This window comes from Tolypothrix sp. PCC 7601 (genome assembly GCF_025677855.1).
GTDB classification, from domain to species: domain Bacteria; phylum Cyanobacteriota; class Cyanobacteriia; order Cyanobacteriales; family Nostocaceae; genus Aulosira; species Aulosira diplosiphon.
In genome coordinates, this window is record NZ_CP064879.1 from 1395581 (window position 1) to 1410671 (window position 15091).

Sequence of the window (15091 nt, forward strand, 5' to 3'; positions counted from 1 at the left end):
TTGGGGATTGGGGATTGGGGACTGGGGACTGGGGACTGGGGATTGGGGACTGGGGATTGGGGAGATGTAGACGCTTTGCGGCTTCCCGCAGGGTGGGAGATGAGGTGGATAAGGGAGATTAGGGAGAAATAATAAACACCCATTACCCATTACTCATTACTCATTACTCATTACCCATTACTCATTACTCATTACTCATTACTCATTACTCATTACCCATTACTCATTACTCATTACCCATTACTCATTACTCATTACTCATTACCCATTACTCATTACTCATTACCCATTACTCATTACTCATTACCCATTACTCATTACTCATTACTCATTACTCATTACCCATTACTCATTACCCATTACTCATTACTCATTACTCATTACTCATTACTCATTACTCATTACTCATTACTCATTACTCATTACCCATTACCAATTACCAATTACCCGATCCCTTATGGCCCAGCAAAAACCGCTTGCTCAATATCTTCCCGGCTGAGGGAATATTTAAATGAACGGAGGATGTCTTGGTGATTTTCTCCGGCTTCGATATAGCGCACTGTTAGTTGCTCAACATCAAGGGAGAGATCAGCTTGCCAAGTAGGGCGTTTTACGTGCCAACAATGTAACTCTGCTTCATTTTGTTGACAGCCTTGGTCTTTTAACCACTGCTCAATTTGTGGCAGGGTGTGGTTATATAAGGGTGCATCTGGAGGAAGAAAAGACATGATTAAGTTTAAAATTACACATTAACAAAAGTGATTTTCAATTCCCAAAAAGCTGGCTGATGGTGCCGTTTGGTGAATTTGCTGCTGACTTGTAACAGGTTGTGGAAGCTGTTGTGTTTGAAAAGCCGCCTCACCACGGGTTAAACCAATAGCGATCGCGAGTAACAGACAACCCAAAAACGTTAACACTAGCATAAATAATGCAAAGATTTCCCCCGATGAGAGTGGGCGATCGCTAGCATCTAAGTAAGCAGATTTTGACCAGTCATAGGTCTTCTGCACGGGATGGTTCAAATCGGCAGGTGCTTGAATCACTCCAAAGCGGGAATAGCCGATTTTTAAGTCGTAATTTAACCTACGTTCTGGGTTACTCAAAGTAGCGTATGCTTCATTGAGTCGCTGAAATTTAGCTGTAGCAAGAGTAGCAGGTAAATCGGTAGTATCAGGATGATAGCGTTTACTCAGTTCTCGGTACGCTCGACGGATGTCGATTACCGATGCCGAGGGATGCAGTCCTAGCAGGGAGTAATATGTGGGTTCGCTGCTTTGTGGCATTGCCCCATGTTGATTCACGGCTGATTGAGTCACCTTGCGATCAAGTTTTTCTTAATATTGTAAACCTCAATTTATGATGAAAACCTGCCTCTCATCCATTACGTTTTTTGGGTTGGGAATCACTTTGTTATCGATGTATAGCAATCATCTAGTTGTTGCACAAAATAGCAAGAGCGAAGAGTTCATTGCTAGGGGTACAGAACCATTTTGGAGCGTAACTGTAGGTAAAAGCGCAATTATTTACTCTTCCCCTGACAAGCCGAAACAAACCTTTCCGTACATTAAACCTTTAACAGCACAAGGCCGTCCAGCAGATTTAGTACGTGTTTACCGCTTAAAAAATAGGATAAACAGTATATTAATCATCAAGCAAGTCGATACTTGTAGTGATGGAATGTCAGATAAAAACTATCCTTACTCAGCAATTTTCATTCTGGGTAATCAAGTTTTTGAGGGTTGTGCTGAGAAGAAATAAAAGACAGGATAACAGTAAATTTATCAGGACTTACGCAAGCAAAATTTGTCATTGCGACCGGAACAAAGTGTAGGGAAGCAATCCCAGAATCTCAGGCGATTACGTCGCTGCGCTCGTAATGACGTAATTACGTGACTTTTGCGTAAGTCCTATTTATTTATTTTACGTTTACTGTTATCCTATTTCTCAAAAATTCAATTTTTAGATTTTCTCAGATTCCGTGATTAACTTACTTCTTTGGGAAATATCAAAGGTTCATCTGGCGCTATGTTGATTTGATAGTTCTGTGAGCCTAAAAACTTGGTATTCACTACTTCTTGGTAAGTAGCTAAGTCAGTCTGCCATTTACCTATAACTTGTACTAGGTTAGCTAAACGCGTTTTCGGATCGTCTTGAGCGATCGCATGGCTAAAATTAGCGGAAAATAAAATTGCTGGCAGTTGGGTTTTGTCAGGTAATTGTAGCCCAACTTCATTAATATCTAAGAATAGTTGCGTATCCTGAAGGGTATAAATAAACCGCAATGCAGCTTGCACAGGTGCCGTACCAAACTCTTTCCAAGGGCCTGATTGTAGCAGTTTACCAAAGATATAGTTATGGGCTATGTTGTTCTGCTCGAAAATCACGTAGCCTCTAAAACTAATACTAACTGCTTGATAATTAACTTGAGTTAGTGTCTCAACATACTTGCGAGCTATTGCAGGAATAGATACATCTTGCAATTCTTTAGTAGGAATTGGCTCCGAGAAAACAATTCTATTAACTTCCGCAGTTATACTGATACCATTTTGATAGACAACTTGAGCTGCAGAGTTTGTCACAATGGGCTGTCTGCCTAATTCCCAATCACTAGGAACAATACCACTATATTTGAGAAAGTCTGGTGTCAAAACCGCAGGGTTATGCTGCCTAACTGCGATCGCTATGACAAATTCTTGAACTTCTAAGCTTTGGGTCATATATTTTTTCTCTAATTTTTACTTCGGTTATTACTTAATATTTTTGGTATAATAGCTTAATTTTTACACCATTTCAATAATTTTTGTTAAAAATTGCCACGCCAATAGGCAGTGCGTTACTGATAGCGTAACGCACTGCCTATTACGTTTGATGTGTTAAGGAAAAATAAACTACATCGGCGCAGTAGGATGCGTTAAGGACTAAGTAACGCATCCTACAAATAAATTGTGATTAGGCTTTTCTATAGTTAGCATCTAACCAACAGCGCGGTAAGCTTTCACCTGAAGGAAAAACTAACTCATCTTTTTTGAAGATATCTGTTTCTTGTTCTTCTTGACCTTCTTGATCTTGTCCGTGAATAGTATCATTATTAGGGTCAAGTAATTCTTGTACATCAACTATTTTGACTAAATCTCCAGTATCTTTGAGTTGTAAAAACATATTTGTTAATCCTCAATTAATTGCTCAGTAAATTTTTCGTATGCGACAAATTGCCTCACCCATTTTTATCACTAATCATGGGTTCGAGAAAACTCTCTCTTGGCAGAAAAGATGCTGGTAATTCTATTACTTTTATCTGATAGATAAGGATATAAGGTATTGGATTGGGCGTTGCTTTTCTCGCCATATAGAGAAAAGTTAGACACACTTTGAATTAAATCTTCTAAGTCTACTACGCACCAGTTAATCAAGCAGTTGGGCAAATTAATATCTGTCACTGACAATCAAAGTATGTAATCTTATAACTTCAGAATTGCTCACTTTTACTGCGTTGATTGTCTAATGAGATGACTATGGGATTGTTGCCCAATCTTATTTTCTCAGGATTTTTTATTTATTAACTGCTTATTTAACAAAACTTAGGTATTTTCAGCATCAAAAGATGGCCTTTACACTTCTGATTAATTACTATTCATTGCCAAGTTCAAACTGAGGATTTATTGCCATCAAACAGTATGTACTGATATTACCTATAACTTGTTCTAGTAGGTATTAAACAAAAAGTGCTGAGTTAAAAGTTCTGAATGCTGGGTGAGTGGCCCTACTCAAGCCTCAGTAATCAGGACTCTTGACTCAGCACTGCTGACAAAGGAACAAGTAACATAGCTCCTGATCGAGAAGAAAGTTAAATTTCTCGTTGATATTTTTCTAAAATATCTACTAAGTTAACCTGGCATTGCAGTGGGAGTAAATCTATTAAAGGGATTTCCTTTCTACCACCGCCAATTTTGACAGGAATTGATTCTAATACTGCTGTCACACGGTTTTCGGTAACACTATTAGAAGTAATTAGAGGATAGAGCTGTTCGGCAACAACGGTATGCAGTTTGGCATTGGATAAATAAAGATGCCACTTAGCAATATCAATGTAAACATTGTCACCAATTTCGGCTGCTAGGGCTTCTAGCAGTTCTGTGGTGTTAGTCTTAGCCATAAAAATCACCCCATATCAACAAAGAGCGTTAACTCTCAGGCTCTTTCTCATTATCGCTCAATTGGTTAGGCTATCTCTACAGTCACAGGTTACAATCGCCCCAGCATTAACAGTCCGTCTTCAGGTGGATTTTGGTGGCGTATCGGAATAGTTAGCGATCGCACTAATATAAAGCAGATGCACCGACAATACCACAATCCAACTGACTGTTAACCAAGGCAGCCATTCCCAGTTAGTTGCTTTGAGATTGTGGACAAACCACAACCCAGAGTTAATCGTAGCTGCGATCGCTACGTGAACAGCGAAATTCATTCTGTCATCAATTTTGCGGTAGGCTGGGTCTTTGCGATCGGGTTTGGTAGGCCAACGAGGAGGCATAAATATTTGTTACAGATTGTGACACACCTACTTATTCTAAGGGTGTTCGGGGTGCAGTTGCTATTAGAGTGAGAAAATGGGCATGGGGCATGGGGCATTGGGCATGGGGCATTGGGCATAGATAGGAAAGATTATCTTGCTTGATAGTGGCAAAACCTTTTATGAATGACTTTCTTGAAAATAGGAAATAGAGAACACAGAAATATATATTTTCATATCTTAATTTGAGGCGTGGAGGTTGAGCGCGTTAGCCCTACTTTTAAGAAGATGGCGAATTTTCGTAAGCAGATTCTATGGTTGTGAGCAGTTTTTTAATGTCATAGGGTTTATTGACAAAATAAGAAATACCCAGAGATGAAGCTAATTCATCCACTTGGTTATAAGCAGTCACTAATACAACTGCTAACTTAATTCCTCTAGCCTGGAGATTTTGATAAACTTCAGCGCCAGTCAGTTCTGGCATTCTATTATCTAAAATTAATAAGTCTGGTTGTTGTGCCAGAACTTGTTCTAAGGCTTCTTTACCATCTTTTGCTTCTCTTACCTCCCACCCTTCTTGCTCAAGTAAAAAAGCCAGCATGGTGCGACTGTCGCTGTCATCGTCTGCAATTACCAATTTGCGCTTTGCTAAACTTTGAAGGCTCATAACTTGGTTTTGGCTATGGATAAGCAAAGACTATACGGAGTTAATTGCGAATGGTCAATATTTATTGCTGAACTTGCCATAAAATTTACTTGTGCGAATTGAGCATTTTGCACCTTGTTTATTGATAGTTCTATTGTCCCATTTTGACCTGCAAGTTCAAAAGCTTGGAAAAAACAACGCAATATATTACGTAACAGAGTTTGAGGATCGGCAAGCACTGTAATTTCCTCTTTCCAATTAGCCACAATTTCAATTTTACGAATAGCAACTTCTGTAGATAAAATCTCTATCACATCATTGATACTCTCAATGAGTGGCAGAGATTGAACGCTACCAGTCTCTAATGATGCCAAATTGCGCCAAATATGAGCGCGACGGCGAAAGATTTCAATGGATTGTTCTGCTTGTTTGAGTAGCTGCGCTGCATACTCCCAGCGATTAACAGCCACCATCCGCGAGATCACCTCAAGTTTTAAGCGTGCGGCTTGATGTACTTGAATCAAATCCTGGCGTAATTCTTCTAATGGCTCATATTCGTCTGGTTGTGAAGCTAGTACACGATGAACATCTGTTTCTAAATTTGCGATCGCAAATTCGGCTTCAATAGCATGGGAAGCACATCGCAATATTTCTTTCAGGCGTTTTCTCGCATCTGCACGCCGCAAAGAAATACTCAACACTCCAACAATTTCTTGTTTATCGTTTCGCAGTGGTATACCTTGGCAAATAAAAGGCTGAAATCCTTCGATAAAATGCTCTGCGGAAATAATTTCTACGTAATTTTCTTCTGCTAAAGGTGTGCCAATCCCATTAGCGCCAGCCACAGCTTCTGACAGTAAAGAACCTGGTTGCGGAAAGGGTTCTGGCCCGTTGACAGTCTGCTCATCACCAATTACATCTAATAGAATAGCTTGGCGATCGCCTAACATGATCGCATGGCGTTCTTGCCCTGCCGCCTGTGATAGCATTCGGAAATAGGGACGCACTACATCAATTAAATAATTATTTCTTTGGAGCAGATGCTCTGTGTCTCGCCTAGATAATTGTTCTGCTTGTAACGCCAGAGGGTTAGCTCCTTGCAGGTGGGATCTTTCCCAAGCGCGATAAACTGGCGATCGCAACTTATGAGAGGCTATTGCACCAGTAGTTCTGTATAAACGTCCTGCTTCGACGGCATCACTCTCTAGATGTGGCATAAATTAGGATTTAGTGATGTGTAATGTTGCTTTTGTCTTTTAATTTTGCAATTTAAATTTGTAATTTTATTTGCTGATATTGAGCGAAAATTTTCAGCTACTAATAATCAACTCTGCTGCTTTTAATTTGCAATTTTTGATTTAATATCCTGGATTTCGATTTGGCTAACTCTGATGATGCCAGCTTTATACAGCAGAGATTCTCTCTTTTTGTACAGCCAACACTTCAGAAAATAGCATGAATAATACTATTGATGTTCAGTTTGAATTTGTCAATGTCTATTAAATCACATATTGATTTAAGATTTATGCTTTAGGTTACGAATTATCAACTATCATTTAGGAGTTTTTAACAGAATTTCACCTTTTACAAAAACAAATTAAATAAATCAAATTTTATTACTCTCTAATACCAATTGGAAAAATCATGAGACAAATAAATTCCTTTGAACTTGAATTTTATGAGTAAAAATCTCATCAGGAATTTCATGTATAGCGGTTATTTTTTTGATTTTAACTGTATTATTTCCTTCCTTTGCTATTGTTCATTGTTGACTGTTGACGGTTCACAGTTAACAGTCAACAGTCAACGACTTGAACGGAATAATTTATTTTTTTGAGTTCCCTTACCCCTTCCCCTTTACCCTTTACCCCAACCACCACAGAAATTTTTGGCACTTAGCCACTAATTCTTGCGGAATAATCTCCGGATTTTCCGCCACTTTTGCTAATTAAGCGAATTGATTCAATTTGAATGGATTTTTCTAAGGCTTTTGCCATATCGTATAAAGTTAAAGCTGCCACAGAGACAGCAGTTAAAGCTTCCATCTCTACGCCAGTTTCGGCTTTGGTTTTGACGGTAGCCTGAATTTGATAGCCGGGGAGTTGGGAATCTGGTATCACTTCGACTTCAACTTTCTGCAACGGCAAAGGATGGCATAACGGAATTAAATTAGCTGTTTGTTTTGCAGCCATAATTCCCGCTATCCTTGCAGTACCTAGGACATCGCCTTTGGGAGCATTCCCAGCTTGAATGGCGGTAAAAGTTTCCGGTAGCATTCGCACCTGAGCAGCAGCTACAGCTTGGCGTACAGTAGCCACTTTCGCCGACACATCTACCATTTGTGCCTGTCCTTGTTGGTCGAGATGAGTGAGGTTAGGAAAATTAGCAGCAAAATTGTCTTGCATGATTTTTAAAGAACGTGTTAATATAATTTTCTGACAGGGGCGTGTAGCTCAGTGGACTAGAGCACGTGGCTACGGACCACGGTGTCGGGGGTTCGAATCCCTCCTCGCCCGTTAAAAGAAGAAGACCCAATCAAAGATTGGGTCTTCTTCTTTTTATCAAGATTGATTCAGGGAATAAGCATCTTTGCTACGACCCAAGGCAAAGCGCAGGGAATCAGCAAAGTTTTTATTGCCTTGAGTTAGGAAAATTAACAGCGCCAGCACAGTTAAGCCACCGCAAAAACTAAACATATTGCGGTACCCAACTTGTTCAGCAAGTGAACCAAAAATTGGGCCAGCGATCGCAATACCAAAATCTAACCCCATAATACAAAGTGAAAATACCCTTCCCCTTTCTTGCGGCAGAGAGCGATCGGCAATTACTGTAGAAATCATAGGCATGAGGATACCAGAACCCGCACCCTCTAAAGTTCCCGCGATTAAGAAAATATTGGCGGTGGTAGCAAAAGCTAGTATGAGCATCGAAATTGCATAAATAAAGAGGCTGAGAGTAATAAATAAACCTCTACCATAGCGATCGCTCGCTTTACCAGTGAAAAAGCGGACGCTAAAACTAGCAAGTGCGCCAGCTGTATAGAATAAGCCTGGGTTTAAATCTACTCGCGCGGCTTTAATAAATAAAGGTACAAAGGTATGCAAAGCCCCAAACGCCAAGCCAATCATCAGCATAATGCTGGCTAAAACTCTAACTCTGGGACTGAATAATAATTGCCAAAATTTGCCCTGATTACTATCAGTTTTGTTTTGCTTGTGGATTGGAGGATTAACAATCGGAACAATACACAATAAACCCATCCCCGCCAATCCTGTAGATAGTAAAAATAACAGCGTGTAACCACTGGTTGCTTGTAAATAACCTCCCAAAGCGGGGCCAATAGCTGCACCAATGGGAGTTACCAAACTCATGTAGCCCATGATTTCACCACGATTTTTTTCTGGTGCTAAATCTGCTACCAATGCTAAGTAACCAGTTGTAAAAGCTGCAACACTTAGCCCATGAAACGCCCGCACTGCCATTAACCCCGGAATTGATTGTACTAATATGTAACCCAGAGGTGAGATCGCATTCACTAACATCCCAATTATTAAGACTATTTTCCGTCCCCTTTGGTCTGCTAAATGCCCAAACACGGAGCGAAATAGTAACATTCCAATAGCAAAACAACCAAGCACAATACCTATTTGTTGCTTAGTTGCGCCCACATCTTCCATATAAAGTGGTAGCGTTGGTAACAAAGCAGCCAAGCTAGACCAGAATAATAAACCTGCTGCAAATAAAGACAGTAATATATATTGATTTTTCAATACTTCAGCCTTTAATTTTAACTTACTGATTAAAAAATAGATTTATGGCATTACAGCTATTTTACCAGCTATCACATTCATCTCTAGTACAAGTCGGCGTAAATCAACAGACCATCTGTAATTGCTAAAATGCTTGTGCTATAAACATTCTTTCTTTTGACTTTTGCCTTGTTGTACTAGTTATTTGCTGTCAAGCTATACCTTAATTACCTGTTGAAAAGCCCTACATAGCGCACGTAGAAAATTGTTACAAGGATTTGTTACACAAAGTTTTCAAACATTGAGACAGCTACAAATTAATGATTTTTATATAAAAAGGTAATTCTGTCAAAGAAATTTCAACCAACAAATAATAGCCCCATCTAATATTGTTAGATGGGGCTATTAGGAGTATCAAGATATGTGCAGTTTCACATTAAAATGGTATGAATAATTTATTTTTTTACCAATAATATTTAACTTGGTATTAATTAATTTTTTTGATGGTGCATTAGGTAGATTACCTATGCACCTTACTCATACAAACATGCAGACATTTTTTATTTCCTATTTATCAGTCAGCAATTCCTCAACCCAATTATTAATCAGTAATATCTATCTTTCAAATTGATATTCTGTCTAAGCCTATCCATCCGTTGATGGTTTCACGTTTGTTTGTGCAAACAAGGCCTTCAGATTCGTGACGACCATCCACAATGGTCGGTAGCTCTTCTACAAAATGTTCTGATAATAAGCAGGATTGATGTCCTAGAAATACTGGCATTCTTTGCCAACAATGTCGGCAGAACCAGTATAGATCAGAACCATTGATATGTAGCAGCAGCAAGTTAGAGCAGCAAGGACAGTAATTCATATTTGCAAGTTCTGCAATCAGCTGAACTAGAAAAATTCACTATCAACACTTTTAAGATAATTGTGAAATGTGAGGAACTTGTGAAGAAAGTTAAGTTATTCTTGTTTTTGTAATTTTTGTATACATTTTGCAATATATGAGTTGGATTGTTAATAATTGCTTCCATAAACTAAAAAAAAGAAAACTCTTTTGGATTTTAGTTTTGAGGCTGATGTAAAAACAAATTACTAATAGCTATATCTTCACAAGATCCTCAAATTATCCTTATATATAAATGAGTGTAGGGCTTGGGATCAAAACAAATAATACATTGCTCTTCAGTATCTCTATTTCTTTAAGGAACTTAAAATTATGCTAGAAATCTTGGATAATCAAGAAATATCTCGCTCAGTTTCCAAAGAACAAGCATTTGTATTACCTTTAAGTGACGTAGGTATTGCAGACATTCCTTTAGTTGGAGGCAAAAATGCTTCTTTAGGGGAAATGATTCAGCGACTCCGGCGCAGAGGTGTAAAAGTTCCTACAGGGTTTGCTACCACTGCTTACGCATATAAATACTTTATTTCTGCGGCTGGTTTGGAAACAAAACTTAGAGAAATTTTTGCTGATTTAGATGTAGAAGATGTGCAAAATCTCCGGCAATGTGGGAAGAAAGCAAGGTTATTAATGCTGCAAACTCCCTTTCCTGTAGAATTACAGGAAGCGATCGCCCAAGCTTATCGCAGTCTTTGTCAGCAATATGATGCTGAAATAGATACTGATGTAGCTGTTCGTTCTAGTGCGACTGCGGAAGATTTACCCGATGCTAGCTTTGCGGGACAGCAAGAAACTTATTTAAATGTTCATGGCTTAGAAGCTGTATTAGAAGCTTGTCACAAATGCTTTGCTTCTATTTTTACCGATCGCGCCATTTCCTATCGCCAAATTAAGGGTTTTGACCACTTCAATGTTGCCCTGTCGGTAGGCGTGCAAAAAATGGTACGTTCTGACTTGGCTAGTTCTGGTGTCATGTTCTCTATTGATACGGAAACTGGCTTTAAAGACGCAGCTTTAATTACTGCTGCTTACGGTTTAGGTGAAAACGTTGTTCAAGGCGCAGTTAACCCCGACGAATATTTAGTATTTAAGCCCACATTAAAACAAGGATACCGCCCAATTATCAGGAAAAGCCTTGGCAGTAAAGAAATTAAGATGGTTTATGATCTGGGCGGCTCAAAATTAACTAAAAATATCTCCGTCGCTGCATCGGAACGGAATATATTTGCTCTCAATGATGAGGAGATTTTACAACTTGCTAATTGGGCTTGCATCATTGAAGAACATTACTCCCAAGTCCGTGGTACATATACGCCAATGGATATTGAATGGGCAAAAGATGGGATTAGCAATGAACTGTTTATTGTCCAAGCGCGTCCAGAAACAGTGCAGTCCCAAAAGACGGGGAATATATTGCGGACTTATAGATTGGGGACTGGGGATTGGGGACTGGGGACTGGGAAAGACGATATTCAATCCCTAGTTCCTTTAGTTACAGGCCGTAGCGTCGGTGAGATGATTGGGCAAGGGAAAGCCAGAGTAATTTTAGATGTGCATCAAATTAATCAGTTTCAAGCTGGAGAAATACTCGTAACTAACCGCACCGATCCAGACTGGGAACCGATTATGAAACGGGCTAGTGCGATTGTAACTAATGCTGGCGGACGTACTTGTCATGCAGCAATTATTGCCAGGGAGTTAGGAATTCCGGCGATTGTTGGTTGTGGTAATGCGACTACTATCTTAAAAACTGGGCAAGAAATTACTGTTAGTTGTGCAGAAGGTGAAACCGGAAAAGTTTACCCAGGTTTATTACCTTTTGAAATTCAAGAATTACCATTAGAAAAACTGCCACACACCCACACTCAAATTATGATGAATGTGGGCAATCCAGAAGAAGCATTTGGTTTTGCAGCTATTCCTAATGATGGTGTAGGATTAGCGCGAATGGAATTTATTATTGCTAACCACATCAAAGCCCATCCTTTAGCCTTGATTCATTTTGATGAATTAGAAGACGAACTAGCTAAATACAAAATAGCTGAGTTAACTACTCAATATGAAAATAAAGCGCAATTCTTTGTAGATAAAGTAGCTGAAGGTATTGGTACGATCGCAGCTGCTTTTTATCCCAAACCTGTAATTGTGCGGCTGTCTGATTTCAAGAGTAACGAATACGCCAATCTCTTAGGTGGTAAACAATTTGAACCCAAAGAAGAAAACCCGATGATTGGCTGGCGTGGTGCTTCGCGCTACTACGATCAACGCTATCGTGAAGGCTTTGCTTTGGAATGTCAGGCGATGAAGCAAGTACGCGATCGCATGGGCTTAACCAACATTATTTTAATGATACCGTTCTGCCGGACTCCCGAAGAAGGGCGGCGAGTATTAGCTGAGATGGCAAACAATGGTTTAGTCAGAGGCGAAAACGGCTTACAAGTTTACGTAATGTGCGAATTGCCCAGTAACGTGATTCTCGCAGACGAATTTGCTCAAGTATTTGATGGCTTCTCCATCGGTTCCAATGACTTAACGCAATTAACCCTGGGATTGGATCGAGATTCAGAATTAGTTGCCCATCTATTTGATGAACGCAATCAAGCTGTGAAGCGAACAATCGCCACAGCTATCCAAACAGTTAAACAGCATGGACGCAAAATTGGTATTTGCGGCCAAGCACCGAGTGATTACCCAGAATTCGCCCGCTTCCTTGTCGAACAAGGAATTGATTCCATCAGCCTCAATCCTGATTCAGTACTGAAAACACTCCTAGAAATTGCTAATGCAGAAGCTAGGGGATGAGGGGGATGAGGGAGATGAGGGGGATGAGGGGGATGAGGGGGATGAGGGAGATGAAGAGAAATAACCATTACCCATTACCCATTACCCATTACCCATTACCCATTACCCATTACCCATTACCCATTACCCATTACCCATTACCCATTCCCCATTCCCCATTCCCCATGCCCAAATACTAAATAAGGAGTAATCATTATGTTTCACAAAATTTTGGTTGCGGTTAATAATTCAGAAATTGGTCAACAAGTTTTTGATCAGGCTTTAGCTTTAGCGAAAGCAACTAATGCGGAATTAATGTTGCTCTATGTGCTTTCACCTTTTGATGAGCGGTATCCCAATCCTCCAGGTATAGCTACAGATGGAATTTACGCTCCTTTCACTCCTGATGATGTCAACTATTATCTGGGACAGTGGGAATCTTTAAAGCGTGAAGGGGTAGAATTTTTGACGTTGTTAAACAATAAAGCGATCGCTCAAGGTGTCAATGCAGAATACACTCAGGAATTTGGCGATCCTAGTCGAATTATTTGCGATTTAGCCCGTAGTTGGCAAGCTGATTTAATTATTCTCGGTCGGCGTGGACTAACGGGAATTAGCGAGTTTTTCTTAGGTAGCGTTAGCAATTATGTGCTGCATCATGCTCCCTGTTCAGTTTTAGCAGTACAAGGGGTAGTTGATGCTGTTAAAGAAAATTCCCCAGCCACGGTAGCAGGTTCAGCTTGATTTTTACAAGCAGTTTAATCCATGAGTATCATCTTTATTCCCTAACAATCGGACTTCCAACCCTTAACTTATATGCTGTCTTCAAGCTTAAAAACTCCCGATTTTGGTGTGGATCTATCCAATCCCCAAGCCTTACTCACCGCCTTACAACAGCTTCGCAAATGTGTTTATCAAGAAGGACAGGAGATTTTTCACGAATGGCGATCGCGCATTCATAGACCAGCTTTTATTAATAGTAGTCTCAACTTAGCTTATTATTTAGCACTGCGGCGTTATGACTTGCGGGAATTGCAAATGGCTTTGTTACCTTGGGGTTTATGTTCATTAGGACATATTGAAACTAAGGTTTTAGCTCATTTAGATGCAGTAATTGCTACTTTAGCAGCTGCTTGTGATGTTAAGTTAAATTCTCCCATTAGTCACCCACCATTAGAGGAATTTTTTGAAGGCGATCGCTTGCTGCAAGAACAAACTGAGGCGCTGTTTGGTAAGACCCTTCGTCACCGTCGAGTCAGAATTATGGTGACATTGCCTACAGAAGCAGCTAGCAATTATGAGTTAGTCCGGAATCTCATTCACCAGGGAACTGATTGTGTGCGGATTAACTGCTCTCATGATACTCCGACTGAATGGTCTGCCATGATTGCGAATGTGCGGTTGGCAGAAGCAGAGATGAAACATCCCTGCAAAATTTTAATGGATTTAGGCGGGCCGAAACCGCGAATTGAATTTACTCTCGCGCCTAATGGTAAACGTCACATCTGTCGTGGAGATTTGCTGCTGCTGACTCGTGATGTATCCACCACTGTTGGATCTAGTTGTTTCCAAGCAAGTTGTACTTTACCGGAAGTACTAGATCAAATACAGTTAGGCGCGAGAGTATGGATTGATGATGGTCATATAGGTGGACTTGTAGAATCTATCACCGATGAAGGTATTTGGATAAGGATTACTCAGACTCGCCTCAAAGGTAATAAACTCCAACTTGATAAAGGCTTAAACTTTCCTGATACAGATTTGCACTTAAGTCCACTCACAAATCAAGACAAACAAGATCTAGACTTTATCGCTAGCCACGCCGAACTAGTGGATATTATTGGCTACTCCTTTGTGCAAAAAGCTGAAGATATCGCGCTTTTACAACAGGAATTACAAGCTAGGTTACCAGCAGGTTCTCCCATCCCTGCGATCGTCGCTAAAATCGAAACCCCATTGGCTGTTAGCAACCTGCCAGAATTAATTGTGCAAGCAGCAGGTCAACAACCCTTTGGCATTATGATTGCTAGAGGGGATTTAGCTGTGGAAATTGGTTACCAGCGTCTAGCAGAAATTCAAGAAGAAATTCTGTGGTTATGTGAAGCTGCCCATGTGCCTGTAATTTGGGCTACTCAAGTTTTAGAAAATCTCGTGAAACACGGAATGCCTTCACGGGCAGAAATGACTGATGCAGCAATGGCAGAAAGGGCTGAGTGTGTGATGTTGAACAAAGGCCCCTATATTGTCCAGGCTGTAACAATTTTAGATGATGTACTCACCAGAATGCAGGCACATCAAATGAAGAAAACACACCAATTGCGCGCTTTACGTTCCTGGTAAAAGTAGCGCTGGTTTTTTGCACAATTTTTGAACAAGCATCTGCTAATTTGCATATCTCATTTCAATTAAATATTTGTGTCTTTTGCCTGAAATAACACCTGAGTTATGTAATACCAATTTGAAAAAAGAATGCGACAGATTGTAGGGAACAGTGC

15 protein-coding genes and 1 tRNA gene are annotated in these 15091 nt (G+C 40.0%); 6 read left to right on the forward strand and 10 right to left on the reverse strand.

Annotated elements, in window-relative coordinates; all coding sequences use genetic code 11:
• Positions 1–455: 455 nt before the first annotated feature.
• Both HG267_RS05695 and HG267_RS05700 read right to left on the reverse strand, forming a co-directional pair.
• The gene (locus HG267_RS05695; protein WP_045874022.1) at positions 456–728 is read right to left on the reverse strand and encodes a DUF3143 domain-containing protein; all 273 of its coding nucleotides are present in this window, start codon (positions 726–728) and stop codon (positions 456–458) included.
• 21 nt (positions 729–749) lie between these two features.
• Complete coding sequence (locus HG267_RS05700) at positions 750–1283, reverse strand: J domain-containing protein (protein WP_045874023.1); 534 nt, start codon at positions 1281–1283, stop codon at positions 750–752.
• Between the two features lie 133 nt (positions 1284–1416).
• Between HG267_RS05700 and HG267_RS05705 the strand changes: the two genes are divergently transcribed.
• Positions 1417–1758, forward strand: coding sequence for a COG3650 family protein (locus tag HG267_RS05705; RefSeq protein ID WP_228045728.1), 342 nt, complete (start codon positions 1417–1419; stop codon positions 1756–1758).
• Between the two features lie 224 nt (positions 1759–1982).
• Here the strand turns inward: HG267_RS05705 and HG267_RS05710 are convergent, their stop codons facing one another.
• The 7 genes from HG267_RS05710 to moaC all read right to left on the reverse strand — a co-directional run bounded on the left by HG267_RS05710 (position 1983) and on the right by moaC (position 7561).
• On the reverse strand, positions 1983–2717 hold the full coding sequence (locus tag HG267_RS05710) for a hypothetical protein (RefSeq protein WP_045874025.1): 735 nt from the start codon (positions 2715–2717) through the stop codon (positions 1983–1985).
• A 232-nt stretch (positions 2718–2949) separates the two neighbouring features.
• Positions 2950–3159, reverse strand: a complete 210-nt coding sequence (locus HG267_RS05715) for a hypothetical protein (RefSeq protein WP_045874026.1) — start codon at positions 3157–3159, stop codon at positions 2950–2952.
• A 685-nt stretch (positions 3160–3844) separates the two neighbouring features.
• The gene (locus HG267_RS05720) at positions 3845–4153 is read right to left on the reverse strand and encodes a DUF3181 family protein (protein ID WP_045874028.1); all 309 of its coding nucleotides are present in this window, start codon (positions 4151–4153) and stop codon (positions 3845–3847) included.
• 120 nt (positions 4154–4273) lie between these two features.
• Positions 4274–4531, reverse strand: coding sequence for a 2TM domain-containing protein (locus HG267_RS05725; protein WP_045874029.1), 258 nt, complete (start codon positions 4529–4531; stop codon positions 4274–4276).
• A 259-nt stretch (positions 4532–4790) separates the two neighbouring features.
• On the reverse strand, positions 4791–5177 hold the full coding sequence (locus tag HG267_RS05730; RefSeq protein ID WP_045874030.1) for a response regulator: 387 nt from the start codon (positions 5175–5177) through the stop codon (positions 4791–4793).
• Positions 5174–6373: a hypothetical protein gene (locus HG267_RS05735; RefSeq protein WP_045874031.1), complete on the reverse strand. Its 1200-nt coding sequence runs from the start codon at positions 6371–6373 to the stop codon at positions 5174–5176. Before HG267_RS05735 ends, HG267_RS05730 begins: the two co-directional genes overlap by 4 nt.
• Before the next feature lie 678 nt (positions 6374–7051).
• Positions 7052–7561 (reverse strand): cyclic pyranopterin monophosphate synthase MoaC, encoded by a 510-nt coding sequence (gene moaC / locus HG267_RS05740; protein WP_045874032.1) that lies wholly within the window; start codon positions 7559–7561, stop codon positions 7052–7054.
• 37 nt (positions 7562–7598) lie between these two features.
• Between moaC and HG267_RS05745 the strand changes: the two genes are divergently transcribed.
• Positions 7599–7672 (forward strand) — tRNA-Arg (locus HG267_RS05745).
• 45 nt (positions 7673–7717) lie between these two features.
• Here HG267_RS05745 and HG267_RS05750 read toward each other — a convergent pair.
• A complete protein-coding gene (locus HG267_RS05750) occupies positions 7718–8926 on the reverse strand; it encodes an MFS transporter (RefSeq protein WP_228045727.1) in 1209 nt (402 codons plus the stop codon).
• Positions 8927–10130: 1204 nt separating this feature from the next.
• Between HG267_RS05750 and ppsA the strand changes: the two genes are divergently transcribed.
• The 4 genes from ppsA to HG267_RS05770 all read left to right on the forward strand — a co-directional run bounded on the left by ppsA (position 10131) and on the right by HG267_RS05770 (position 14936).
• Positions 10131–12617 carry a phosphoenolpyruvate synthase gene (gene ppsA, locus HG267_RS05755; protein ID WP_045874034.1) on the forward strand — a complete coding sequence of 829 codons (2487 nt, stop codon included), beginning with the start codon at positions 10131–10133 and terminating at the stop codon, positions 12615–12617.
• A 50-nt stretch (positions 12618–12667) separates the two neighbouring features.
• The gene (locus HG267_RS05760; protein ID WP_155539605.1) at positions 12668–12796 is read left to right on the forward strand and encodes an alpha/beta hydrolase; all 129 of its coding nucleotides are present in this window, start codon (positions 12668–12670) and stop codon (positions 12794–12796) included.
• A gap of 16 nt (positions 12797–12812) precedes the next feature.
• Complete coding sequence (locus HG267_RS05765; RefSeq protein WP_045874035.1) at positions 12813–13340, forward strand: universal stress protein; 528 nt, start codon at positions 12813–12815, stop codon at positions 13338–13340.
• A gap of 72 nt (positions 13341–13412) precedes the next feature.
• Positions 13413–14936, forward strand: a complete 1524-nt coding sequence (locus tag HG267_RS05770; RefSeq protein ID WP_045874036.1) for a pyruvate kinase — start codon at positions 13413–13415, stop codon at positions 14934–14936.
• Positions 14937–15091: the final 155 nt, after the last annotated feature.

Excerpts from the sequence above, each read along its gene's own strand:
- HG267_RS05695 (WP_045874022.1), bottom strand. The coding sequence starts at position 728 with ATGTCTTTTCTTCCTCCAGATGCACCCTTATATAACCACACCCTGCCA.
- HG267_RS05700 (WP_045874023.1), bottom strand. The coding sequence starts at position 1,283 with ATGCCACAAAGCAGCGAACCCACATATTACTCCCTGCTAGGACTGCAT.
- HG267_RS05705 (WP_228045728.1), top strand. The coding sequence starts at position 1,417 with ATGTATAGCAATCATCTAGTTGTTGCACAAAATAGCAAGAGCGAAGAG.
- HG267_RS05710 (WP_045874025.1), bottom strand. The coding sequence starts at position 2,717 with ATGACCCAAAGCTTAGAAGTTCAAGAATTTGTCATAGCGATCGCAGTT.
- HG267_RS05715 (WP_045874026.1), bottom strand. The coding sequence starts at position 3,159 with ATGTTTTTACAACTCAAAGATACTGGAGATTTAGTCAAAATAGTTGAT.
- HG267_RS05720 (WP_045874028.1), bottom strand. The coding sequence starts at position 4,153 with ATGGCTAAGACTAACACCACAGAACTGCTAGAAGCCCTAGCAGCCGAA.
- HG267_RS05725 (WP_045874029.1), bottom strand. The coding sequence starts at position 4,531 with ATGCCTCCTCGTTGGCCTACCAAACCCGATCGCAAAGACCCAGCCTAC.
- HG267_RS05730 (WP_045874030.1), bottom strand. The coding sequence starts at position 5,177 with ATGAGCCTTCAAAGTTTAGCAAAGCGCAAATTGGTAATTGCAGACGAT.
- HG267_RS05735 (WP_045874031.1), bottom strand. The coding sequence starts at position 6,373 with ATGCCACATCTAGAGAGTGATGCCGTCGAAGCAGGACGTTTATACAGA.
- moaC (WP_045874032.1), bottom strand. The coding sequence starts at position 7,561 with ATGCAAGACAATTTTGCTGCTAATTTTCCTAACCTCACTCATCTCGAC.
- ppsA (WP_045874034.1), top strand. The coding sequence starts at position 10,131 with ATGCTAGAAATCTTGGATAATCAAGAAATATCTCGCTCAGTTTCCAAA.
- HG267_RS05760 (WP_155539605.1), top strand. The coding sequence starts at position 12,668 with ATGAAGAGAAATAACCATTACCCATTACCCATTACCCATTACCCATTA.
- HG267_RS05765 (WP_045874035.1), top strand. The coding sequence starts at position 12,813 with ATGTTTCACAAAATTTTGGTTGCGGTTAATAATTCAGAAATTGGTCAA.
- HG267_RS05770 (WP_045874036.1), top strand. The coding sequence starts at position 13,413 with ATGCTGTCTTCAAGCTTAAAAACTCCCGATTTTGGTGTGGATCTATCC.